Raw genomic sequence first — 21,624 nt, 5'->3', positions numbered from 1 at the left:
TTATCCAAAACTGCTCAGTCGGCGGCAGGTCGGCCGCTCGGCCGCGTCCACGCCATCGTGAAGCACGTCGGGACGCCCATGGGCGCCGCCTCCTTGCGGTACGCCCTGGGCGAGCGGCCGACGATGTCGCGGAACGTCCGGCTGAAGGTTCCCGGGCTGCCGAAGCCGACCTGGAAGCAGATGTCGGTCACGCTGCGGTCGGTCTCCCGCAGCAGGAACATCGCGCGCTCGACACGGCGGCGCTGGAGGTAGCGGTGCGGCGTCTCACCGAACGTGGCCCGGAAGGTGCGTGTGAAGTGCGCCTGCGACACATGGGCGATCCGGGCCAGGGCGGGGACGTCCAGCGGCTGCGCGTAGGCGCGGTCCATCGCGTCCCGTGCCCGGAGCATGCGGCGGTTGGTCTCTTCGGTGGCGCGGCTCACCGCGCCATCACACCATACGGCTCCCCGCCGCCCGCGAGGTGGCGATGCGGAGCCGTCAGGGGTTTCACTAGAGGCATGACGGAGTTGCCGATTCCCGACCCCGATCTGGTACGCGCCGCGCGGCAGCATCTGACGTCCCGGTTCGCGACGGGCGTGGAGGCGGTGCTGTGGGAGATGCACAAGCATCCCATGCACGACCTGGACGCGGTCACGCGTGCGCTGCGGGACCGTCCGGAGGACGAGCAGGCGGGGACGACGACGATGGATCTGGGCGCCGCGTTCCTGGTGCTGTCGGCCGCACGGCTGGACGTGGACCGGCTGGAGGCGGCGCTGTTCGAGCGCGCGCTGGAGCTGGGGCTCGACTACGAGCAGGTCGCGGCGGTGCTGGAGCTGCCGGACGCGGACACCGCGCGGCAGCGGCATCGGCGGATGGCCCGCCGGGCCGAGGCGCCGACGGACGAGCGGCCGCCGCCGCCCGCCGGGCCGGGCTCGGAGCGGAGGGTGCGCGGTGAGCTCGCCCGGCACCGTGCGGACGAGGCCGCGGAGCGGGCGCGGGCCGCCGGTCGGCGGCGCAGGGATCTGACCGGGTCCCCGGACGTCCCGCCGGCGGAGACGGCCGAGACGCCGGCGGAGACGGCCGAGACGGCGGCGCGGCGGGCCGCGCAGGCCAAGGAGCGGACGGCGGCGGCGCGGCTCGCGGAGGCGCGGGCGCATGAGGACGCCGTCCAGCGGCATGAGGCGGCGCTCCAGGCGGGGCAGGGGGATGCGGACGAGCACCGCCGCCTGGCCGAGGAGCACCGCGAGGCGGCGCGGGCGGCGCGGGCGGCGGCGGCCGGCGGAGCTCCATTGCCATAAAGGGCGATATTCCTGTTGCGCCCTTTTGCGTGCTTTCCGTCGTGGAAACGCGGGGCACTTCAATAACTCCATACCTTGGACAGAGTTTTTCTGGTGCCGGACCGGCGAATCTCTGAGTGGTGACCACTGAATCACCCTGGAGCGCCGAGGCCCATGACCGCGCGCTGGAGGGACTGGCCGCCCGGGAGAACTTCCCGGTCGCGACGCGGCTGCTGCCCGCACGGCATCGCGCCGCTCTGCGGGCGGTCTACGGATTCGCGCGGCTCGTGGACGATATCGGCGACGAGGCGCCGCGCGACCAGCGCGCCGGCCTGCTCGATTCGGTGGACGACGACCTGGACCGCATCTACCGGGGCGCGACGCCGAGGATGCCCCAGTTACAGCGGCTGGCGGGCACCGTGCGCGCGCGGGGAATTCCCGAGGAGCCATTCCGGCGGCTGGTGCGGGCCAATCGCCAAGACCAGGTCGTGCATCGGTATGGGACGTTTGAAGAACTGCTGGAGTACTGCACCCTGTCGGCCGATCCGGTCGGGCGGATGGTGCTGCACGTGTTCGGGGCCGTGGAGCCGGAACTGCTGGGGCCGTCGGACCGGGTCTGCACCGCGCTGCAGATCATCGAGCACTGCCAGGACGTCGGGGAGGACTTCCGCAACGGCCGGATCTACCTGCCCGCCGAGGACCTGCGGCGCTTCGGCTGCGCCGAGGACGACCTGTCCCGGGCGGTGACGCCGACGCGGCTGCGCGGGGTGCTGGCGCTGGAGGCGGGACGGGCCCGCGAGCTGCTCGACCGGGGGGCGGCCCCGCTGATCGCGGGCCTGCGCGGGTGGGCGCGGCTCGCGGTGGCGGGCTATGTGGCCGGGGGGCGCGCGGCGCTGGCGGCGCTCGTGCACGGCCGGTACGACGTGCTCGCCTGCCCACCGCGTCCCGGCCGGGCCGCGCTGCTGGCCGGATGGGCACGCGCTCTTGGAAGGGGCTGAGCGATGACGGTTTCGGAGGCATACCGGCAATCCGCGAGGGTTTCCGAGGCTTACCAGCACTGCGAGCGGGTCGTCCGCGAGGAGGCCCGCAACTTCTCGTACGGGATCCGGCTGATGCCCGCGCCGAAGCGGCGCGCGATGAGCGCCATCTACGCGTTCGCGCGCGGTGTGGACGACACCGGGGACGGCCCGGAGCCCGCGTGCGTGCGGCTCGACCTGCTGGACCGGTCGCGGCAGCGGCTGGCGACCGTCCAGGAGGTGCTGTGGCGGCGGGCGGACTCGCGCGCGCTGGAGGGCCATCCGGTGCTGACGGCGCTGGCGGACGCGGCGGGCCGGTACCCGATCCCGCTGGACGCGTTCGGGGAGCTGATCGACGGGTGCGAGAGCGATGTGCGGGGCGCCGCGTACGACACCTTCGACGACCTGCTGCGCTACTGCCAGCAGGTGGCGGGGACGGTGGGACGGCTGTCGCTCGGCGTGTTCGGCTATGACGGGCGGCAGCGGGCGGAGGGCCTCGCCGACTCGCTGGGGGTGGCGTTCCAGCTCACGAACATCCTGCGCGACCTCCGCGAGGACAGGCTGGCGGGCCGGATCTACCTGCCCACCGAGGACCTGGCGCGGTTCGGCTGCACCCTGGAGCAGGACGAGACGGGCGAGTTCGTCGACCCGCCCTGGCGGCTGCACGAGCTCATCGGGTTCCAGGCCGAGCGCGCGCGGGCCTGGTACGCGGAGGGGCTGCGGCTGCTTCCGCTGCTGGACCGGCGCAGCGCCGCGTGTACCGCCGCGATGGCGGGCATCTACCGGCGGCTGCTGGAACGCATAGCCGAGCGACCATCCATCGCGTTGAACTCCCGGATCTCCCTCTCGACATGGCAGAAGGCCGTCGTGGCGGCGCGCGCGCTGTCGGGGGTGGAGCGGTGAGCGTTGTCATCGTCGGCGGCGGTCTGGCGGGCATCAGCGCGGCAATCGCCCTACAGGAATCGGACGTGCAGGTCACGCTCGTGGAGGCGCGGCCCTGGCTGGGCGGCGCCACGCACTCGTTCCACAGGGACGGGCTCAGCGTCGACAACGGCCAGCACGTGTCGCTGCGCTGCTGCACCGCGTACCAGGGGCTGCTGCGACGGCTCCGCACCGACCGGTTCGTCGACGTCCAGGACCGGTTCGACGTCACCGTGCTGCGGCCCGGCGCCGCCCCCGCGCGGCTGCGCCGGGCGCCGCTGCCCAGCCCGCTGCACCTGCTCCCGGCGCTGGCCCGGTACGCGCCGCTGTCGATGGGCGACCGGCTACGCGCCGCGCGCGCGTCGGCGGCGCTCCGGCGCCTCGACCCCCGGGACGCGGCGCTGGACGAGATCTCGGCGGGGACGTGGCTGGCCGGGCGGGGCCAGCGGCCGTGGGCGCGCGAGGCGCTGTGGGGGCTGTTCATCACGGCGGCGCTCAACGCGGAGGTGGACGACGCGGCGCTCGGCCTGTCGGCGATGGTGTGCCGCCGGGCGCTGTTCGGGCGGGCGGACGCCGCCGACATCGGCGTCCCGGCCGTCCCGCTGGCGGAGCTGCACGGCGGCCCGGCGCTGCGGCGGATCGAGGAGGCGGGCGGCACCGTCCGGCTCAAGGCCAAGGTGGAGGCGGTGACCACCGATCCCAAGGTGGTGGTCGACGGCACGCCGATGGCCGCCGACGCGGTGGTCATGGCCGTGCCGCACGAGGCCGCGGCGCGGCTGCTGCCCGCCGAGGCGCTGCCCGATCCGCTGCGCTGGCACGAGCTCGACGCCAGCCCGATCGTGAACGTCCACGTCGTCTTCGACCGCCCGGTGATGGACCTGCCGTTCGCCGCGGCGGTCGGCTCCCCCGTCCAGTGGGTGTTCGACCGGACGGCGGTGAGCGGGCTGGACGGCGGCGGCCAGTATCTGGCGGTCTCGCTGTCGGCCGCCGACCGGTGGATCGACGTTCCGACCGCCGACCTGCGGGCACGGTTCGTGCCGGAGCTGCGGCGGCTGCTGCCCGCCGCCCGGCGCGCCGGCGTCCGGGACGTGTTCGTGACGCGGGAGCGGCGGGCGACGTTCCGCCAGCGTCCCGGCAGCGGGGCCGCGCGGCCGGGCGCGGCGACCCGGGCCCCGGGACTGTTCCTCGCCGGCGCGTGGACCGACACGGGCTGGCCCGACACCATGGAGGGGGCAGTGCGCAGCGGCCTCACCGCCGCTCGCCTGGTCCGTCGCCACCTGGAGGGGGTGAGGGACCGGTGACGACCGTTCCGGTCTCGATGACCGATGTCCGCGAGCTGGTCGACGGTGCGCTGCGCGCTGCGGTCGGCCGGCTCGACCCGCGCACCTACCGTGTCGCGGCCTACCATCTCGGCTGGACCGACACCGAGGGGCATCCTCGTACGGCTCCGGCGGGGAAGGCTCTGCGTCCGGCGCTGGCCTTACTGTCGGCCCGCGCCGCCGGTGCGCCGCAGGAGAGCGCCCTGCCGGGTGCGGTCGCGGTGGAGCTGGTCCATGCGTTCTCGCTCCTGCACGACGACATCATGGACGGCGACCGGATCCGCCGGCACCGTCCGGCCGCGTGGACCGTCTACGGCGAACCGGCCGCGATCCTGGCCGGTGACGCGCTGCTCGCCCTCGCCGGTGAGGTGCTGCTGGAGGCGCCCGGTCAGGGTTCCGCGCGGGCGGCGCGCGCGCTGGCCGTCGCCACTCGCCGTCTCATCGCGGGCCAGTCGCTCGACCTGGACTTCGAGACGCGCCAGCACATCTCGCTGGAGGAGTGCCAGTCGATGGCCGCCGACAAGACGGCGGCGCTTCTTGAGTGCTCCTGTTCCATCGGGGCCGTCCTGGACGGGGCGCCGGAGCCGCTGGCCGACGCGCTGGCCTCGTTCGGCGCCGACCTCGGGGCCGCCTTCCAGCTCGTGGACGACCTGCTCGGCATCTGGGGCGACTCCGCCACCACCGGCAAGCCCACGCTGTCGGACCTGCGGTCGCGGAAGATGTCGCTGCCGGTCGTGGCCGCGCTGAACTCCGGCACGCCCGCGTCCGAGCTGCTGGCCGAGCTGTACGCGCGCCCGGAGCCGCCGGACGAGGACGAGCTGGCCGAGACGGCCCGGCTCGTGGAGATGGGCGGCGGGAAGGCGTGGGCCGAGGCCGAGGCGGGACGGCGCGTCGAGTGCGCCGCCGACCACCTCGCCGAGGCCGGGCTGCCGGACGCCGTCCGCAACGAGTTCCTGCACATCGCCGACTTCGTCACCTGCCGGGACCACTGATGACCACGACCGAACCCGCCGAGTCCATCGAGACCCCGGCCGCCGGACGCGACGCCGCCGCTGGACGCGGCGCGGCGGCCGAGCGCGGCGCGGCGCCGAGCACGGCCGACGCCGCCAAGGCCGCGCTGGAGGCGGCCCGCGACCACCTGCTCGGCCTCCAGTCGCCCGAGGGATGGTGGAAGGGCGAGCTCCAGACCAACGTGACCATGGACGCCGAGGACCTGCTGCTGCGGCAGTTCCTCGGCGTCCGCACCGACGAGGACACCCGCGAGGCGGCCCGCTGGATCCGGTCCCAGCAGGCCGCCGACGGCACGTGGGCCAACTTCCACGGCGGTCCCCCGGAGCTGTCCACGACCGTCGAGGCGTACGTCGCGCTGCGCCTCGCGGGCGACCCGCCGGACGCCGGCCACATGCTCCGCGCCGCCGCGCACATCCGGGACGCGGGCGGCGTCCCGGCCACGCGCGTGTTCACCCGCTTCTGGCTGGCGATGTTCGGCCTGTGGCCGTGGGACGAGCTGCCGGTGGTCCCGCCGGAGCTGATGTTCCTGCCGCCGTGGTTCCCGCTGAACGTCTACGACTTCGGCTGCTGGGCGCGGCAGACGATCGTCCCGCTGACCGTGGTCGGGGCGCTGCGTCCCGTCCGGCCGCTGCCGTTCGGCCTCGACGAGCTGCGCGCCCCCGGCGCGCGCGTTCCCGGCGCGCGCGCACCCGGAGCGAAGCCGCGGCGGGGGCTGCCCGGCTGGGACGAGGCGTTCGGCGCGCTCGACAAGGCCCTGCACGTCTACGAGCGGCACGTCCGCGACCGGCGTCCCGCGCGGGCGCTGCGGCGGGCGGCGCTGCGCCGCGCCGGGGAGTGGATCATCGCCCGGCAGGAGCCGGACGGGTCGTGGGGCGGGATCCAGCCACCCTGGGTGTACTCGCTGCTCGCGCTGAACCTGCTCGGCTACGACCTCGACCACCCGGTGATGCGGCGCGGCCTGGCCGGGCTCGACCGGTTCACGATCCGGGACGGGACGGGCCGCAGGCTGGAGGCGTGCCAGTCCCCCGTCTGGGACACCGTCCTCGCGATGAACGCGCTGGCCGACGCCGGCCTGCCCGCCGGGCACCCGGCCCTGGAGCGGGCCGCCGAATGGGTGATCCGCGAGGAGGTCAAGGGCCCCGGCGACTGGTCGGTGCGGCGGCCCGGCCTGCCGCCCGGCGGCTGGGCGTTCGAGTTCGACAACGACTGCTACCCCGACACCGACGACACCGCCGAGGCGGTCCTCGCGCTCGGCCGGGTCGCGCACCCGCAGGCCGGGCCCGCGATCGAGCGGGGCCTGCGCTGGATGGCCGGGATGGCGTCGCGGGACGGCGGGTTCGCCGCGTTCGACGCCGACAACACCCGCGCCCTGTGCCGCAAGCTCCCGTTCTGCGACTTCGGCGAGGTGATCGACCCGCCGTCCGCCGACGTCACCGCGCACGTCGTGGAGGCGCTGTGCGCGCAGGGCATGGCCGACTCGACGGCGGTCAGGCGGGCCGTGGTCTGGCTGCTCAAGGCGCAGGAGCCGGACGGGTCCTGGTTCGGCCGGTGGGGCGCCAACCACGTGTACGGCACCGGGAGCGTGGTGCCCGCCCTCATCGCGGCGGGCGTCCGCCCCGGGAAGCCGGCGATCCGGCGGGCCGTGTCCTGGCTGGAGCGCCACCAGCGCGACGACGGCGGCTGGGGCGAGGACCTGCGCTCCTACCGGGACCCGGCCTGGATCGGACGCGGCGTCTCCACCCCGTCCCAGACCGCGTGGGCGCTGCTGGCCCTGCTCGCGGCCGGGGAGCGCGGCGGGACGAGCCCCGCCGTGGACCGCGGCGTCGCCTGGCTCACCGCGCACCAGCGCCCGGACGGGACGTGGGACGAGGACCACTTCACCGGAACCGGCTTCCCCGGCGACTTCTACATCAACTACCACCTGTACCGGCTGGTGTTCCCGGTCAGCGCACTGGGCCGCTACCTCAAGGAGTCCGGATCGCCATGACCATGCCCCTTCGCCAGAGCCTGCGCGTCGGCGGGTACATCCTGCGCAACCGGCTGGCGCGGCGCGCCAAGTTCCCGCTGATCGTGGAGCTGGAGCCGCTGTTCGCCTGCAACCTGGCGTGCGCGGGCTGCGGGAAGATCCAGCATCCGGCGAGCCTGCTCAAGCAGCGCATGCCGGTGGAGCAGGCCGTCGCCGCGATCCGCGAGTGCGGCGCGCCGATGGTGTCGATCGCGGGCGGCGAGCCGCTGATGCACCCGCAGATCGGCGAGATGGTCGCCGAGCTGGTCCGGATGAAGCGGTACGTGTTCCTGTGCACGAACGCGGCGCTGATCCCGAAGAAGATCGACCGGTTCGAGCCCTCGCGGTACTTCGCCTGGGCCGTCCACCTGGACGGGCTGCGCGAGCGGCACGACGCGTCCGTCTGCAAGGAGGGCGTGTTCGACCAGGCGGTGGACGCGATCCGGATGTGCCGGGAGCGCGGGTTCCGGGTCACGACCAACACCACCGTGTTCAACACCGACACCCCGCAGAGCGTCATCGACGTGCTCGACTACCTCAACGACGACCTGCGCGTCGACCAGATGATGATCTCGCCCGCGTACGCCTACGAGAAGGCGCCCGACCAGGACCACTTCCTCGGCGTGACCGAGACCCGCGAGCTGTTCCGCAAGGTGTTCGCGGACGGGCGGCGCAAGCGCTGGCGGTTCAACCACTCGCCGCTGTTCCTGGACTTCCTGGAGGGCAAGGCCGACTTCCCCTGCACCGCGTGGGCGATCCCGTCCTACTCGCTGAAGGGCTGGCAGCGTCCCTGCTACCTGATGGACGACGGCTACGCCGACACCTACCAGGAGCTCCTGGAGACGACCAACTGGGGCGCCTACGGCCGCGGGCGCGACGACCGCTGCGCCAACTGCATGGCCCACTGCGGCTACGAGCCCACCGCCGTCTTCGCGACCCTGGGCTCGCTGAGCGAGTCGCTCCGCGCCATCCGCAGCGTCTGAGCGCGCCTCTGCCGCGACGTCCGAGCCCTTCCGGCGCGGGATCCGAGCCCTTCCGCCGCGCCGTCCGAACCCTTCCGCCGCGGCGTCTGGGCCTTCCGGCGCGGGGACGGGTCAGTCCGCGTCGCGGAGGTCGTGGATCACGTCGAGGACGGCGGCGGTCAGCCGGTCCGCGTCGTCCACCAGGCCGGGGTCCACGGACACGCCGAAGCACAGCCGGCGGTCGACGCCGAGCGCGCCCACGGCCAGCGGCGCCCGGGGGGCGAGCGGGATGACCGGGTACACCTCGGTCAGCGGGGCGCCGGTCAGCAGCATCGGACGGTCGGGCCCCGGGAGGCTGGACACGATGCCCTGGAGGAAGCGCCCGCCGTAGACGGCCCGCGCGAAGCGGGCGTGCAGCGGCGCCGGCATGAGCCGTCCCACCTGCCGCATGACGAACCACGCCGCCAGCGGGCGGGTCCCCGAGCGCAGCACCCGGCTGCGCCGCACGATGGCCGCCAGCCGCTCGGTCTCGGGCATCGGCCCGATCGGCAGGTCCACCATGACCGCCGTGGTGTGGTTGCCCTCGGCCCCGCCGCCGGGCGGCCGCATCATCAGCGGCACGGCGACCCGGCACGTGCCGCCCCGCCCCTCCGGGGCGCCGCCGCGCATCACGCGGTGCAGCCCGCCCGCCACCGCGCACAGGACCACGTCGGTGACGCGCGCGCCATGGCGGCGCGCCACGTCCCGCACGAGGTCCAGCGGGACGAGCATCGTGCCGAACCGCCGCTCGGACGTCCCGGCGGCGGGCAGCCGGCCCGGGGGCGCGACATCGACGGCGATCTGGGCGAGGCCGATCACCGTCGCGGCGGCCTCCCGGACCCGCTTGCGCGGCGGCGGGGACGGCCCGTCCGACCCGATCGGGTACGGCTCCTCGGGCTCCATCAGCGACATGGCCTGGGCGACCACGCCGACGCCGTCCGCGACGACGTGGTGCATCAGGAAGACGACGGCGGTGCGGCCGGGCGCGGCGCCCCGCACGAGGACCATCCGCCACAGCGGCCGGTCGCGGGGCAGGGGCTCGGACTGGATCCCGGCGATCACGGCACGGAGCCCGTCCATGCCGTCCACGTCCCGCTCGGCGACATGCCACGACCAGTCGATCGCCGGATGGTCGCTCCAGACGGGACGGCGCCAGCGGCCCGCGGCCGTCAGCCGCTGCCGGAACCGGGGCAGCCGGTCCAGCCGCTCGCCGATCACGCGCAGCAGGTCCGCGCGGGTCACGGCGGCGCGCGAGGTGTCCAGCATGATGACGCCGCCCGCGTGCTGCGGCGCCTCCGGCGTCTCCACGGCCAGGAAGAACGCGTCGGGCGCCCGCACCCGGACGGCCTCCGCGGGCGGGGTCGTGCGCTCGGCGACGAACGCCGCGAGGCCCACCAGCGGCACGGCGGCGACCGCGTCCAGGAGGTAGTGGTTGGCGGTGGCCATGATGACGTAGCCGGTCAGGACGATGTGGGCGGCGTTGATCGCCTGCACCCACCGCCGCGCCGAGACGCGGGCCAGCTCGACTCCGACCCACAGCGTCCAGGCCATGTGCAGGGACGGGACGGCCGCGAACCGGTCGGCGTGCTCGACCAGCGGCGACCCCCACGACCCCCAGGTGCGGCCGAGCCGGACGGTGTCGACGAAGCCGAGGTCGCCCATGAGGCGCGGCGGCATCACCGGGAACACGGCGAAGCAGGCGATACCGCCCAGGTTGAGCAGGATGAACGCGTTGCGGGCCGTCCGGTAGCGCTCGGGGTGCCGGAGGTAGAGCCAGGCGAGAAGCCCAAGGGCGCTGGCCACATAGGTGGTCGCGTACTCGTAGTTCGCCAGGACCCGCAAGGCGGACTGCTCGGCGAGCCATCCGTTCAGCGTCCGCTCGATGTCGATATGCAGGGCGCGCTCAAGCGCGTACACCATTTCGCCGTGCTCGCGAGCCGCCCGTTCCCTCGCGCCCTGCGGCAGCATCACCACGAGCGAGTACAGCCCGAACACCGCCAGGCCGAGCAGCACCTCGACACGGAGGCGCCCGCGCGCCACCGCGCCGCCCCGCGCCAGGACCGCGTCCGGCGCGGTCACCGCCTCCTGCGTGCCCATCGTCCCCCCACCGGCTTGTTACCCAGGATCTCCGCCGGTCAGACGGCCGGAACCGGATTTGATGATCATGTAGGCCGAGGCCCCGCGCGGCTCGCACCCCGCGCGCCTTGCTACGATGAATTTAGACCTAAACTCAAGGAGGCTGACATGACACGCACGATCGTGGTGACCGGCGGCGGCACCGGCATCGGACGGGCGGTGGCGGCGCGCTTCGCGGCCGACGGGGACCGGGTGGTGATCATCGGCCGCCGCGCCGATGTCCTGGAGAAGGCGGCCGGGGAGATCGGCGGCACGGCGCTGCCGGCCGACCTGGGCGAGCCGGCCGAGGTCGAGCGCGTCCGCGCCGGCCTGGCCGAGCGCTTCGGCGCGATCGACGTGCTGGTCAACGGCGCGGGCGGCAACATCGAGATGAACGGCGGGCCGGACGGCGTCGCGGACCGGTGGACGGGCAACTTCCGGGCCAACGTGCTGACGTCGGTGCTGCCGACCGAGGCGTTCCGCGATCTGCTGAACCCGTCCGGGCGGATCGTGTTCATCACCTCGATCGCGGCCTTCCGCGGCTCCGGCAGCGGTTCGTACGGTCCGATGAAGGCGGCCCTGCACCCGTACGCGTTCGACCTCGCCGAAGCCCTCGGGCCGCGCGGAATCACCGTGAACGCCGTCGCCCCGGGCTACATCGAGGACACCGAGTTCTTCGGCGGCGCCTTGGACGGCGAACGCCGCGCGATGCTCATCGCGCAGACCCACACCGGCCGGGCCGGGACGCCGGAGGACGTCGCCGAGACCGTCCACTGGCTCGCCTCGCCCGGCGGCGGGCACGTCACCGCGCAGATCGTCCAGGTGAACGGCGGGGCCGAGCGTGGCCGCTGAGCCGCCGCCGCGCGACGGCGCCGACGCCATCCAGGACGCCTGGCGGCGCGAGCTGCCGGGCGTCCCGGTGGAGTCGATCGGGATCATCACCCGGATCTGGTGGGCCGCCAAGGTCTTCGGCGACGAGCGCCGCCGTCTCCTGGCGAAGCTGGGCGTGGACGTCGCGACGCTGGACCTGCTGTCCACGCTGCGGCGCTCCGGCCCGCCGTACCGGATGAGCCCGGGCGAGCTGAGCGACGCGTGCATGGTGACGCGCGGTGCGATCACCCAGCGCGTGGAGCGGGCGGCCGGGGCCGGGCTGGTCGAGCGGACCACCGCCGGATCGGGCTACCACGCGCGGGCGGTCACCCTCACCGGCGCGGGCAACGCCCTGCTCGACCGCGTCGTCGCCGACCTGCTCACGGCCGAGGAGCGCCTCGTCGCCCATCTCGCGCCCGACCGCCGCGAGCAGCTCGCCGGCCTGCTGCGCGAACTCCTCGCCGAACTCGGCGGCCCGGACCTGACCGGGCAGGTCGGGGACTAGGGCGCCCTGAACCCGCGGCGGACGGCGGCTTCCGGCTCCGCGCCCGCCTTCAGGGCCGCCGGCCGGATCCGCGGGATTCCGGGAACCGACTGGCTTCTCCGTACGTCTTCGATATATCGTTGTCGTATCGCGAGAGATCAAAGAGGGGTCTCAGAAGGTGGTGGAGAACATGGGAGCGACACACGGCCGCGGACCGGACTGGCGCTGGGCGCTCGCGGCGGCCGCGCTCGGGGCCAAGGCCGCCCACGCGGCGGCGGGCCCGGGGCACGGACATCATCACGGGCACCACCACGGGCCCGGCCATGGCCACGGGCGCGGCGGCCCCTGGGCCCGGGGCGACTTCCCGAACTTCGGCTGGATGTTCGGCGGCGGCGGGCCCGGCCCTTGGGGGCCGCCGGGCGGCTTCGGTCCGGGCCGCCCGCCCTGGGCGCGCGGCGGGCGCGGCGGTCCGTGGGGCCGGGGCCCGAAGGCGCGCAAGGGCAACGTCCGCGCGGCCGTCCTCGTCCTGCTCGCCGAGGAGCCGCGGAACGGCTACCAGATCATCCAGGAGATCAACGAGCGCAGCGACGGCGCGTGGAAGCCGAGCCCCGGCGCGGTCTACCCCGCGCTGCAGCAGCTCGCCGACGAGGGGCTGATCGTGGGCGAGGAGGGCGGCGGGCGCCGCACCTTCCACCTCACCGACGAGGGCCGCGCCCACGTCGAGGAGCACGCCGACACCCTGGCCGAGCCGTGGGCGGAGATGACCCCCGAGTTCGGCGAGGGCGTCCCCGAGCTGTTCAAGCAGGCCGCGCAGACGGGGGCCGCGGTGATGCAGATCGTCCACTCCGGCTCGCCGGAGCAGATCGAGCAGGCCAAGGACATCCTGTCCGAGGCGCGCCGCAACCTCTACCGCATCCTGGCCGACGACTCCCCGCAGCAGGACGCGGGGCCGACGGCCGACGACCCCGGGGAGTGAACGTGACGTCCCGGCCCCCCACCCGCGACGACCTGCGCATCGGCGACGCCGAGCGGGACGCGGTCATGGTCGCCCTGCACGATCACTTCGCCGCGGGACGGCTGGACCGCGGCGAGCTCGACGAGCGCCTGGAGACCGCGCTCACCGCCAAGACCCGCGGTGACCTGCGCGGGATCGTCCACGACCTGCCCGGACCCACCGGCATCGCTGAGCCGGAGCCGCCCGAGGCTCTCGACCAGGGGCCGTGGGGCCCGGGGCCGTGGGGGCCGGGCGCGGCCCTGATGTTCGGCGGCCCCGGCCGTCCGGGGCGGTGGCATCACCACCGCCACCCGGCGTACTGGCACGGCCACCCGGCGCACCGGCGCGGCCACCGCCATGGGCCGCGCTTCGCGGTGTTCCCGGCGATGCTCGGCGTGTTCCTGGCGCTGGCGTTCACGGTCGGTCCGGGCGCGGGGCTCCTGGCCGTCCTGCAGATCGCGCTGGTCGTCTGGGTCGTCCGCACGCTCGTGGTGGCCTTCGGCGCCCGCCGGTCCCGCCGCCAGGAGCGCCGCCGCTTCCCCGGCGCCTGACCGGCCGCGCGGGGTCGGCCGGACGGCGGCCGGGCCTGACCGTCCGGGCCCGGCCACGGGGGCGCATGGCCGGGGAGCCGGAATCATGAAACCGTTTCGCGCATGACCTCCGAGCGGTTCTCCCGTCCGGTGCCGCCATCGGGACGTCCGGGCGAGGTGGCGCTGCGCGCCACGGCCCGGCGGATCGCGGCGATCGAGCGGCCGCCCTGCTCGCCCGGCGAGCGGGAGGCCGCGCACCTGATCGCCGACCGGCTGCGGGGGCTCGGCGCGGCGGCACGCGTGGAGGAGGTGCCCGCGTACGGCTCGTACGCCTGGCCGCTGGGCGGGCTCACCGGCCTCGCGGCCCTGGCGGGCCTCGCCGGCGCGCGCTCGCGGACGCTCGGCGTGGCCGGCGGCGCCGTCGCCGCGCTGGGCGTCGCGGGCGAGCTGACGGGCGGCCACCGCCTCGCCCGGGCGGTGCTCGGACGGCGCCGGACCGCGTGCAACGTCGTGGCCGAGATCGGCGACCCGGCCGCGCCGCGCACCCTCGTCGTGATGGCGCACCATGACGCCGCGGGGCCCGCACGGGTGCTGCGGCGCGCGTCGCGGCGCCTGCCGGTGTGGTGGCCGGTCGTCGCGGGACCGGTCCTCGTCGCGCTGGGCGCGGCCCTGCGCCGTCCGTCCGCGCGCGTGGGCGGCGCGGGTCTGTGCGCGGTCGTGACGGCGGCGCTGGCCGACCTCGGCGCCCGCCGGGCCGCCGCGCGCGGGCGCGGCGACGGCGACGGGCCCGCCGGGGTGGCGGTGCTGGTGGCGCTGGCGGACGCCGCGCGGCTCCGGCCGCTGCACGGCCTGCGGGTCGTCCTGGTGTCCGCCGGGGCCGACGCGGCCTGGCAGGAGGGCGCGCGGGGGTTCGCGTGCCGCCACCTCCCGCGCCTGCCCCGGGCGTCCACCTGGTTCCTCGTCCTGGACGGTCTGGGCACCGGCGATCTGACACTCCTCGGCGCGGAGGGCCGCCTGCTCCCCGAGCCGTACGACGCGGCATTCGGGGACCTGATCGCGCGGTGCGCCGCCGAGGAGGACCTCGCCCTCGGACGGCTCCCGCGCGTGCACGGCTCCTCGGCCGGGACCGTCCCGCTCCGCGCCGGCTACCCGGCCGCCTGCCTCACCTCATCCGGGACGCCACGTCCGGGCAAAACCCCCGCCGACCCCACCGAACCCGCCGCCGTCGACTACCGATGCCTCGCGGACGCCGCACAACTCACCGACGCCGTCGCCCGAACCCTCGCCGCCCTCTGACGCATCCGCGCACTAGACGCCCGCATCTCGGGCGAGGAGGCCAGCCTGGGTGCGGTTGGCGCAGTCCAGCTTCACCAGGAGGCTGGACACGTGCGCCTTGACGGTGGCCTCGCTGAGGTGCAGCCGTCCCGCGATCTGCGCGTTCGGCAGGCCCTCGCCGAGGCACGCCAGCACCTGCGTCTCCCGCTCGGTGAGCCCGCCGACCAGCGCGCGGGTGCGGGCCCTCGCGGACGCGCGGGCGTCCTCGCGGGCGGCGGCCGTGCCCAGCAGGCGCATGGTGGCGGCCGCCGACATCACCGTGTGCCCGTCGGCGGCGACCCGGACCAGCTTCGCCAGGTCCTCGGCAGGGGTCGACTTCAGCAGGAAGCCCGCCGCGCCCGCCCGCAGCGCCCGCAGGACGTACTCGTCGGCGTCGAAGGTCGTCAGGGCCAGCACCACGGGCGGGGAGCGCAGCGCCGCGATCCGCTCGATGGCGGTGAGCCCGTCCACCTCCGGCATCCGCAGGTCCATGAGCACCACGTGCGGCCGGTACCGGATCACCGCCTCGACGCCCGCGGCCCCGTCGTGGGCCTCCCCGACCACGCGGATGTCGTCGGCCTCGCCGAGGATGACGCGCAGGTGCGCGCACACCATGGGCTCGTCGTCCACCAGCAGGACGGTGATCGGGCCGCTCATGGCCGCGCCCCCGGGACCGGGCCGGGCGCGGGCATCCGGACGTAGGCGGGCAGGGACGCCTCGACGCGGAAGCCGTCCTGGACGGGGCCCGCAGCGAAGTCCCCGCCCATCATCTCGACCCGCTCGCGCAGCCCGGCCAGGCCCGTCCCGGACCCGCTGGCCGCCAGCGCGGCGTCGGGCTCGTCCACGGGAGCGGAGTTCCGGACGGTCACGCGCACGCCGTCGGTCCGGTAGCGGACCTCCACCTGGACCGCGGCGCCCGGCGCGTGCTTGCGCGCGTTGGTCAGCGCCTCCTGGACGACGCGGTAGGCGGTGCGCCCGACGGCGGGCGAGGACGGCGGCGGGTCCCCGCGCTCCACCAGCTCCACCGGGACCCCCACCGCGGCCGACTCGGCGACCAGCGCGGACAGGTCGGGCAGCGGCCCCGGGCTCCCCGCGACGCCGGGGACGCCCCGCGTCCCTTGATCGTCTGGCGTTCCGGGATCATCCCGCACCTCCGCGGTGGGCGGAGCGGCAACGGGGTCCGGGACGGGTTCGGGGGTGCGGCGGAGCAGCCCGATGACGTCGCGGAGCTCCTCAAGGGCGTGGCAGCCGTCCTGGCGGAGCTCGTCGGCGGCGGCGCGGGTCTCCTCGTCCGGCGCCCTGACGCGCAGCGCGCCCGCCCGCAGGACCATCAGCGTCACGCGGTGGGCGACGACGTCGTGCATCTCGGCGGCCAGCCGGGTCCGCTCCTCGGCGCGGGCCTGGACGGCGAGCAGATGGCGTTCGCGCTCGGCCCGCTCCGCCCGCTGGGTGAGCCCTTGCAGGACGCCGCGCCGCGCGGCGACGTACATGCCCAGCAGCGCCCCGCCGATCAGGAGGGCGAGGCTGCGGAACACCAGCGCGTCGATGGTGTCCGTCTCGCCCTCGGAGACGCGCCGGAGCGCCTCGGCGGGGATCACCTTCCCGGTGAGGCCGATCAGCGGGACGAGCGCGGCGACCGGCAGGGCGCGGACCCAGGCGGGACGTCCGCCGTCGCGGGGGAACGCCATCGTCGCGTACGCGGCGAGCGGCAGCGTCGGCGGCCACCAGACGAGCGGGCTCAGGTCGTGGCGGTGGCCGGTCCGCAGCAGCGCGCCGGGCGCGGCCAGCTCGGTGAGCAGCAGGAGCGCGGCCAGTGCGGCGGTGATCCACGCGACCGTCATCGGGGCGCGGCGCCGGAACGCCAGCGCGAGCGCGGGCACCGCGAGCGCCACGGCCGTCGCGCCGCCGTGGGGCCGCAGGATCGCCGACGAGTCGGCCGCGAGCTGCGCGCTCAGCGCCGCCCCGGACAGCACGACGACGATGTCGGCGGCCGCGTCGCGGCGCTGTCCGGGCGGGAGGAGCCGCCTGGCGGCGAGGTCGCGCGCGGACGCGAGGATCCGCGCGGGGGTCAGCCGCCGCGCGTGGACGAGGCGCGGCCTCCAGGGCAGGGGCACAAGAACACGGTACGCACCGGCGCCGGGCCCGTCCCCCCTACGAAAGTCGCGTCACGACGTCCGATCGGAGGGACGGCGCGCCGGGTCGGGTTCGGTACCCGCCAAGGTGAGTTCGTAGTGGAGCGTCCGGTAGCGCTTGAGGCGATGGGCCAGCGGCACCACGACGCCCTGCAAGAACGGGTACTTGCGGGCCAGCAGCCTGCGGATCGGCTTGGCCTCCTCGCCGGTGAGCAGCCGGGCGCGGCCGTGCACCGCGGACCCGGTGGGCTCGCCCTTGAACGTGCTGGGGGCGATCTCCACCTCGGGGTTGCGCGCGAGGCGCTTGTTCTTGACCGCCTTGTCGAAGGTGCGGAAGTAGGCGTGGTCGCCCCGCACGACGACGTGGACGGGCGTCCCGACCGGCGTCCCGTCCCTGCGGTAGGTGGTCAGCAGGACGGTGGGCTGGACCTTCAGGGTCTCAAGGATCGGAGTGACGTTCATCGTGGGCCTCCTTGCCGTTCCGTTCCCCGATCGGAAGACGGTATGAAGGCCCCCGGACGTGACATCGGCCCGGTGTCAGGCGTCCAGGTGTCAGGCGTCCCGGCGTCCTGCGTCAGCGGGGTAGTGCGCCGGCCTCGGCGGCGAGCTTGCGGACGCGGTCCCAGTCGCCGGCGCGGACGGCGTCGGCGGGGGTGAGCCAGGAGCCGCCCACGCAGCCGACGTTGGGGAGGGCGAGGTAGTCGGCGGCGTTGCCCGGCCCGACGCCGCCGGTCGGGCAGAACCGGATCCGCGGCAGCGGCCCGCCGATGGACTTCAGGTACGGAATGCCTCCCGCAGCCTCGGCGGGGAAGAACTTCATCGCCGTGATCCCGTCCTCCATGAGGGCGAGGGCCTCGGAGGCGGTGGCGACGCCGGGCAGGAACGGCAGGCCCGTCGCGGCCATCGCGACCTGGAGCCGGGACGTGCACCCGGGGCTGACCAGGAAGCGGGCGCCCGCGGCGGCGGACCGCTCGGCGTCCTCGGGGCGGACGACCGTCCCCGCGCCGACGACGGCGTCCGGGACCTCGGCGGCGATCCGCACGATGGCCTCCAGCGCGGCGGGCGTGCGCAGCGTCACCTCGATCGCGCGGAGGCCGCCCGCGACCAGGGCGCGGGCGAGGGGGACGGCGGCGTCCGCGTCGTCCAGGACCACGACGGGGATGACGGGCGCGAGGTCCATCACGCCGGCGGCGGTCAGGTCGCGGGCTCCCGCGTCGTTGCTGTTGTCTGCGGCGTTCATGCGGGCTCCAGGGACTCCGGGACGGGCCGGCTCTGCGCGAGCCGGACGGTGGCGCCGACCAGGGCCGGGCCGGGGTGGACGATCAGCGCGGTCGGGATGGCCCGCATGTAGTCCTCGACGGGCGGCTTCGCCTCGAACCGGCTGCGGAACGTACTGCCGCGCAGCACGTCGGCGATGTGCGGCAGGATCCCGCCGCCAAGATAGACGCCCCCGCGCGCGCCCAGCGTCAGCGCCACGTTACCGGCGTGTGAGCCGAGCAGGCCGCAGAACATCAGCAGGGTCTCCGCGCAGAGCGGGTCGTCGCGGCGGATGCTGATCTGGGCGGCGTCGAGCGGCTCCGCGTCCACGCCGTCGATCTGCGCCAGGAGCCGGCGCGTGCGGACCAGGCCGTCGCCCGACAGCAGGTGCTCGGCGGTGGCGGCGCCCCGCTCGGCGCGCAGCAGCCGCATGACCTCGATCTCGCGGTCGGTCGCGGCGGGGACGTCGACCTGCCCGCCCTCGCCGGGCAGCGGCACCCATCCGCCGAGGGTGGGGACGAGCCCGGCGACGCCCAGCCCCGTCCCGGGGCCGATCACGGCGAGCGGCGCGTCGTCCGCACCCGGCGGCGGCGCGCCACCGACCGCGACCAGGTCGTCCGCGCCGAGCCGCGGGAGGGCCAGCGCGAGCGCCTCGAAGTCGTTGACGATCTCCAGGTGGGGCAGGCCGAGGTGGGCCCTCACCGCCTCGGGGGTGCCGGCGGGCCAGCCGGCGTTGGTCAGCCGGAACGTCCCGCCCGCGACCGGCCCGGCCACCGCCAGGCACGCGGCGGACGGCCGGACGCCCTGCGCGTGGCGTTCGAGGTAGGCCGCCGCGGCCTCGGCGAGCCCGGCGTGCTCGCGGGTCGACAGCGACCGGACGCGGTACGGCTCGCCGTCCGGACCGTCCACCAGCGCGAAGCGGGCGTTGGTGCCGCCCACGTCCGCCACCAGCCAGGGCCTCCCCGCGCCACCCGGGCCCACGGCCGCGCCGTTGCCCGTGCCCGCGCCGTTGCCCGCGGCCGCGCCGTTGCCTGCGCCCACGCCGTTGCCCGCGCCCGCGCCGTTGCCCGCGGCCGCGTCGGCGGTCACGCGAACACCCCGGCGCCGCGCTCCGCCGGGCCCACGGCCTGCCTGAACGTGGTGAAGAGCTCGCGGCCGGTGCCCGTCCAGGCGTCCGGGGCGGGGGCGGTCCCGGCGGGTTCGCGGGCGGCGAGCTCCGCGTCCGGGACGAGGAGCTCCAGCAGCCCCTTGTCGGCGTCGAGGCGGACCACGTCGCCGTCCCGGACGCGGGCCAGCGGACCGCCCGAGGCCGCCTCCGGGGAGACGTGGATCGCGGCGGGCACGGCGCCCGACGCGCCCGACATCCGGCCGTCGGTGACCAGCGCGACGCGGTGGCCCCGGTCTTGCAGGACCGACAGGGGCGGGGTGAGCCGGTGCAGCTCCGGCATGCCGTTGGCGCGCGGGCCCTGGTAGCGGACGACCGCGACCACGTCCCGGTCGAGCTCCCCGGCGGCGAACGCCCGCTGCAGCTCCTCCTGCGACTCGAACACGCGGGCGGGCGCCTCGATCGTCCGGTGCTCCGGCCGCACGGCCGACACCTTGATCACGGCCCGGCCCAGGTTGCCGTTGACGGTGTGCAGGCCGCCGTGGGTGTCGAACGGCTCGTCCACGGGACGCAGGACGCCGGGGTCGCCCGACTCGGGCGCCACGTCCCGCCACACGAGCGCGCCGTCCTCAAGGGCGGGGGTGCGCCGGTACGCGGCGAGGGTCTCCCCGCCGACCGTCCGGGCGTCCTCGTGCAGGAGGCCGGCGTCGATCAGCTCGCCGATGAGGAACGCGGTGCCGCCGGCCGCGTGGAAGTGGTTCACGTCGGCGGTGCCGTTGGGGTAGAGCCGGGTGAGCAGCGGGGTGATCTTGGACAGCTCGTCGAAGTCGTCCCAGGTCAGCTCGATGCCCGCGGCGGCGGCCATGGCGACCAGGTGCAGCGTGTGGTTCGTGGACCCGCCCGTGGCCAGCAGCGCGACGACCCCGTTCACGAAGGCCCGCTCGTCCAGGAGCTCGCCGATCGGGGTGTAGGCGTCGGCGAGGTCGGTCAGCTTCAGGACGCGGCGCGCGGCCGCGCTGGTCAGGGCGTCCCGCAGCGGCGTCCCCGGCGGGACGAAGCTGGCGCCCGGCAGGTGCAGGCCCATGACCTCCATGAGCAGCTGGTTGGAGTTGGCCGTCCCGTAGAAGGTGCACGTGCCGGGCGAGTGGTAGGACGCGGACTCGGCGGCGAGCAGCTCGTCCCGTCCGATCTCCCCGGCGGCGTGCCGCTTGCGGATCTTCGCCTTGCTCGCGTTCGGCAGCCCCGACGCCATCGGCCCGGCCGGAACGAGGATCACCGGCAGGTGCCCGAACGACAGCGCCCCGATCACCAGCCCCGGGACGATCTTGTCGCAGACCCCGAGCAGCAGCGCCCCGTCGAACATGTCGTGCGAGAGCGCCACCGCCGTCGCCATCGCGACCACGTCCCGGCTGAACAGCGACAGCTCCATGCCCGCGCGGCCCTGCGTGATGCCGTCGCACATCGCGGGCACGCCCCCGGCGAACTGCGCGGTGCCGCCCGCCGCGCGGACCGCGGCCTTGATCACGTCCGGGTAGTCCTTGAGCGGCTGGTGCGCCGACAGCATGTCGTTGTACGCCGACACGATCGCGATGTTGGGCGTGACGTCGCCGCGCAGCCACAGCTTGTCCTGGACGCCGCAGGCCGCGAAGCCGTGCGCGAGGTTGGCGCACCCCATGCCGCCGCGGGCGGGACCCTCGGTGCGCGCGTCCCGGATCCGGCCCAGGTACGCCGAGCGCCGCCCGGCGCTCCGCTCGGCGACGCGCCGGGTCACTCGTTCCACGACGGGTTGGACGGCCATTCGATGCTCCTGACCAGGGGGACGACGTGATCGAAAAACTATCGGGACATCGGTGATCCAGACAACCCCACTTATGAACTTTGCCTTACAAAAGCCCATCTCTTCGGCGAACTGGACGTACCGAACGGCCCCGTGCTTCACTGGCCGGATGCCGCGCCCCGTCACCCGCCCCTCCACCAGCGGCGACATGCTCCGCCTGATCCGTGAGCACGGCGTCGCGACCCGCGCCGAGCTGGGGCGCATCACGGGACTGTCCCGCCCGGCCGTCGCGTCCCGCGTCGCCGACCTGATCGGCCGCGGCCTGGTCGCCGAACGCTCCGACGGGCCGTCCACCGGCGGCCGCCCCCCGGCCCGGCTGGAGTTCAACGCCTCCGGCGGCGCCGTCCTGGTCGCGAACCTCGGCCAGTCCCGCGGCCAGCTCGCCGTCTGCGACCTCGCCGGGACGATCCTGGCCCGCGCCGACGGCCCGCCCGCCGAGGCGTCCGCCGCCAAGACC

Annotated in this window: 21 protein-coding genes; 13 read left to right on the top strand and 8 right to left on the bottom strand. The window is 75.4% G+C overall.

All coding sequences use genetic code 11. The features are described 5' to 3' along the window. Window positions 1–14: 14 nt before the first annotated feature. Window positions 15–389: a helix-turn-helix domain-containing protein gene (locus E1298_RS19040; RefSeq protein WP_131895081.1), complete on the bottom strand. Its 375-nt coding sequence runs from the start codon at window positions 387–389 to the stop codon at window positions 15–17. Window positions 390–497: 108 nt separating this feature from the next. Here E1298_RS19040 and E1298_RS19035 point away from each other — a divergent pair, with 108 nt between their 5' ends. The 7 genes from E1298_RS19035 to hpnH all read left to right on the top strand — a co-directional run bounded on the left by E1298_RS19035 (window position 498) and on the right by hpnH (window position 8,511). Beyond that, on the top strand, window positions 498–1,277 hold the full coding sequence (locus E1298_RS19035; RefSeq protein WP_131895069.1) for a hypothetical protein: 780 nt from the start codon (window positions 498–500) through the stop codon (window positions 1,275–1,277). A gap of 119 nt (window positions 1,278–1,396) precedes the next feature. Next, window positions 1,397–2,254, top strand: a complete 858-nt coding sequence (hpnC, locus tag E1298_RS49535) for a squalene synthase HpnC (RefSeq protein WP_243725660.1) — start codon at window positions 1,397–1,399, stop codon at window positions 2,252–2,254. Window positions 2,255–2,257: 3 nt separating this feature from the next. Continuing rightward, on the top strand, window positions 2,258–3,175 hold the full coding sequence (hpnD, locus tag E1298_RS49530; protein WP_207944721.1) for a presqualene diphosphate synthase HpnD: 918 nt from the start codon (window positions 2,258–2,260) through the stop codon (window positions 3,173–3,175). Next, window positions 3,172–4,494, top strand: coding sequence for a hydroxysqualene dehydroxylase HpnE (gene hpnE, locus E1298_RS19025; protein ID WP_243725659.1), 1,323 nt, complete (start codon window positions 3,172–3,174; stop codon window positions 4,492–4,494). The genes hpnD and hpnE overlap by 4 nt, the downstream gene beginning before the upstream one ends. Then, the gene (locus E1298_RS19020; RefSeq protein WP_131895065.1) at window positions 4,491–5,504 is read left to right on the top strand and encodes a polyprenyl synthetase family protein; all 1,014 of its coding nucleotides are present in this window, start codon (window positions 4,491–4,493) and stop codon (window positions 5,502–5,504) included. Before hpnE ends, E1298_RS19020 begins: the two co-directional genes overlap by 4 nt. Further along, window positions 5,504–7,510 (top strand): squalene--hopene cyclase, encoded by a 2,007-nt coding sequence (shc, locus tag E1298_RS19015; RefSeq protein WP_131895063.1) that lies wholly within the window; start codon window positions 5,504–5,506, stop codon window positions 7,508–7,510. Before E1298_RS19020 ends, shc begins: the two co-directional genes overlap by 1 nt. After that, window positions 7,507–8,511: an adenosyl-hopene transferase HpnH gene (gene hpnH / locus E1298_RS19010; protein ID WP_131895061.1), complete on the top strand. Its 1,005-nt coding sequence runs from the start codon at window positions 7,507–7,509 to the stop codon at window positions 8,509–8,511. Before shc ends, hpnH begins: the two co-directional genes overlap by 4 nt. A gap of 111 nt (window positions 8,512–8,622) precedes the next feature. On the opposite strand, the gene E1298_RS19005 is transcribed toward hpnH, so the two are convergent. Then, entirely contained in the window at window positions 8,623–10,626 is a 2,004-nt protein-coding gene (locus E1298_RS19005) for a bifunctional phosphatase PAP2/O-acyltransferase family protein (RefSeq protein WP_131895059.1), read from the bottom strand. 147 nt (window positions 10,627–10,773) lie between these two features. Here E1298_RS19005 and E1298_RS19000 point away from each other — a divergent pair, with 147 nt between their 5' ends. From E1298_RS19000 to E1298_RS18980, 5 genes are all read left to right on the top strand, one after another. After that, window positions 10,774–11,496, top strand: coding sequence for an SDR family NAD(P)-dependent oxidoreductase (locus E1298_RS19000; protein ID WP_131895057.1), 723 nt, complete (start codon window positions 10,774–10,776; stop codon window positions 11,494–11,496). Beyond that, on the top strand, window positions 11,486–12,019 hold the full coding sequence (locus E1298_RS18995; RefSeq protein WP_131895055.1) for a MarR family winged helix-turn-helix transcriptional regulator: 534 nt from the start codon (window positions 11,486–11,488) through the stop codon (window positions 12,017–12,019). Before E1298_RS19000 ends, E1298_RS18995 begins: the two co-directional genes overlap by 11 nt. Window positions 12,020–12,188: 169 nt before the next feature. Next, window positions 12,189–12,974 (top strand): PadR family transcriptional regulator, encoded by a 786-nt coding sequence (locus tag E1298_RS18990; protein WP_131895053.1) that lies wholly within the window; start codon window positions 12,189–12,191, stop codon window positions 12,972–12,974. 2 nt (window positions 12,975–12,976) lie between these two features. Next, window positions 12,977–13,543, top strand: a complete 567-nt coding sequence (locus E1298_RS50410; RefSeq protein ID WP_131895051.1) for a DUF1707 SHOCT-like domain-containing protein — start codon at window positions 12,977–12,979, stop codon at window positions 13,541–13,543. A 102-nt stretch (window positions 13,544–13,645) separates the two neighbouring features. Then, a complete protein-coding gene (locus E1298_RS18980; protein ID WP_131895049.1) occupies window positions 13,646–14,818 on the top strand; it encodes a peptidase M28 in 1,173 nt (390 codons plus the stop codon). Window positions 14,819–14,830: 12 nt separating this feature from the next. Here E1298_RS18980 and E1298_RS18975 read toward each other — a convergent pair whose 3' ends face one another. From E1298_RS18975 to edd, 6 genes are all read right to left on the bottom strand, one after another. Continuing rightward, window positions 14,831–15,493, bottom strand: a complete 663-nt coding sequence (locus E1298_RS18975; protein WP_131895047.1) for a response regulator transcription factor — start codon at window positions 15,491–15,493, stop codon at window positions 14,831–14,833. Continuing rightward, window positions 15,490–16,950 carry a sensor histidine kinase gene (locus E1298_RS18970; RefSeq protein ID WP_207944720.1) on the bottom strand — a complete coding sequence of 487 codons (1,461 nt, stop codon included), beginning with the start codon at window positions 16,948–16,950 and terminating at the stop codon, window positions 15,490–15,492. Before E1298_RS18970 ends, E1298_RS18975 begins: the two co-directional genes overlap by 4 nt. A gap of 51 nt (window positions 16,951–17,001) precedes the next feature. After that, complete coding sequence (locus E1298_RS18965) at window positions 17,002–17,430, bottom strand: PPOX class F420-dependent oxidoreductase (protein ID WP_131895045.1); 429 nt, start codon at window positions 17,428–17,430, stop codon at window positions 17,002–17,004. A 112-nt stretch (window positions 17,431–17,542) separates the two neighbouring features. Then, the gene (eda, locus tag E1298_RS18960; RefSeq protein WP_207944726.1) at window positions 17,543–18,148 is read right to left on the bottom strand and encodes a bifunctional 4-hydroxy-2-oxoglutarate aldolase/2-dehydro-3-deoxy-phosphogluconate aldolase; all 606 of its coding nucleotides are present in this window, start codon (window positions 18,146–18,148) and stop codon (window positions 17,543–17,545) included. Window positions 18,149–18,204: 56 nt separating this feature from the next. Beyond that, complete coding sequence (gene glk / locus E1298_RS18955) at window positions 18,205–19,206, bottom strand: glucokinase (protein ID WP_131895077.1); 1,002 nt, start codon at window positions 19,204–19,206, stop codon at window positions 18,205–18,207. A gap of 104 nt (window positions 19,207–19,310) precedes the next feature. Continuing rightward, entirely contained in the window at window positions 19,311–21,128 is a 1,818-nt protein-coding gene (gene edd, locus E1298_RS18950; RefSeq protein ID WP_131895041.1) for a phosphogluconate dehydratase, read from the bottom strand. A 148-nt stretch (window positions 21,129–21,276) separates the two neighbouring features. On the opposite strand from edd, the gene E1298_RS18945 reads away from it, so the two are divergent. Then, a partial coding sequence (locus tag E1298_RS18945; protein WP_131895039.1) for a MarR family transcriptional regulator occupies window positions 21,277–21,624 on the top strand: 348 nt, incomplete at its 3' end.

It is taken from the genome of Actinomadura rubrisoli (assembly GCF_004349215.1).
GTDB lineage: Bacteria > Actinomycetota > Actinomycetes > Streptosporangiales > Streptosporangiaceae > Spirillospora > Spirillospora rubrisoli.
This window is presented reverse-complemented; position numbering and strand designations above follow the sequence as displayed.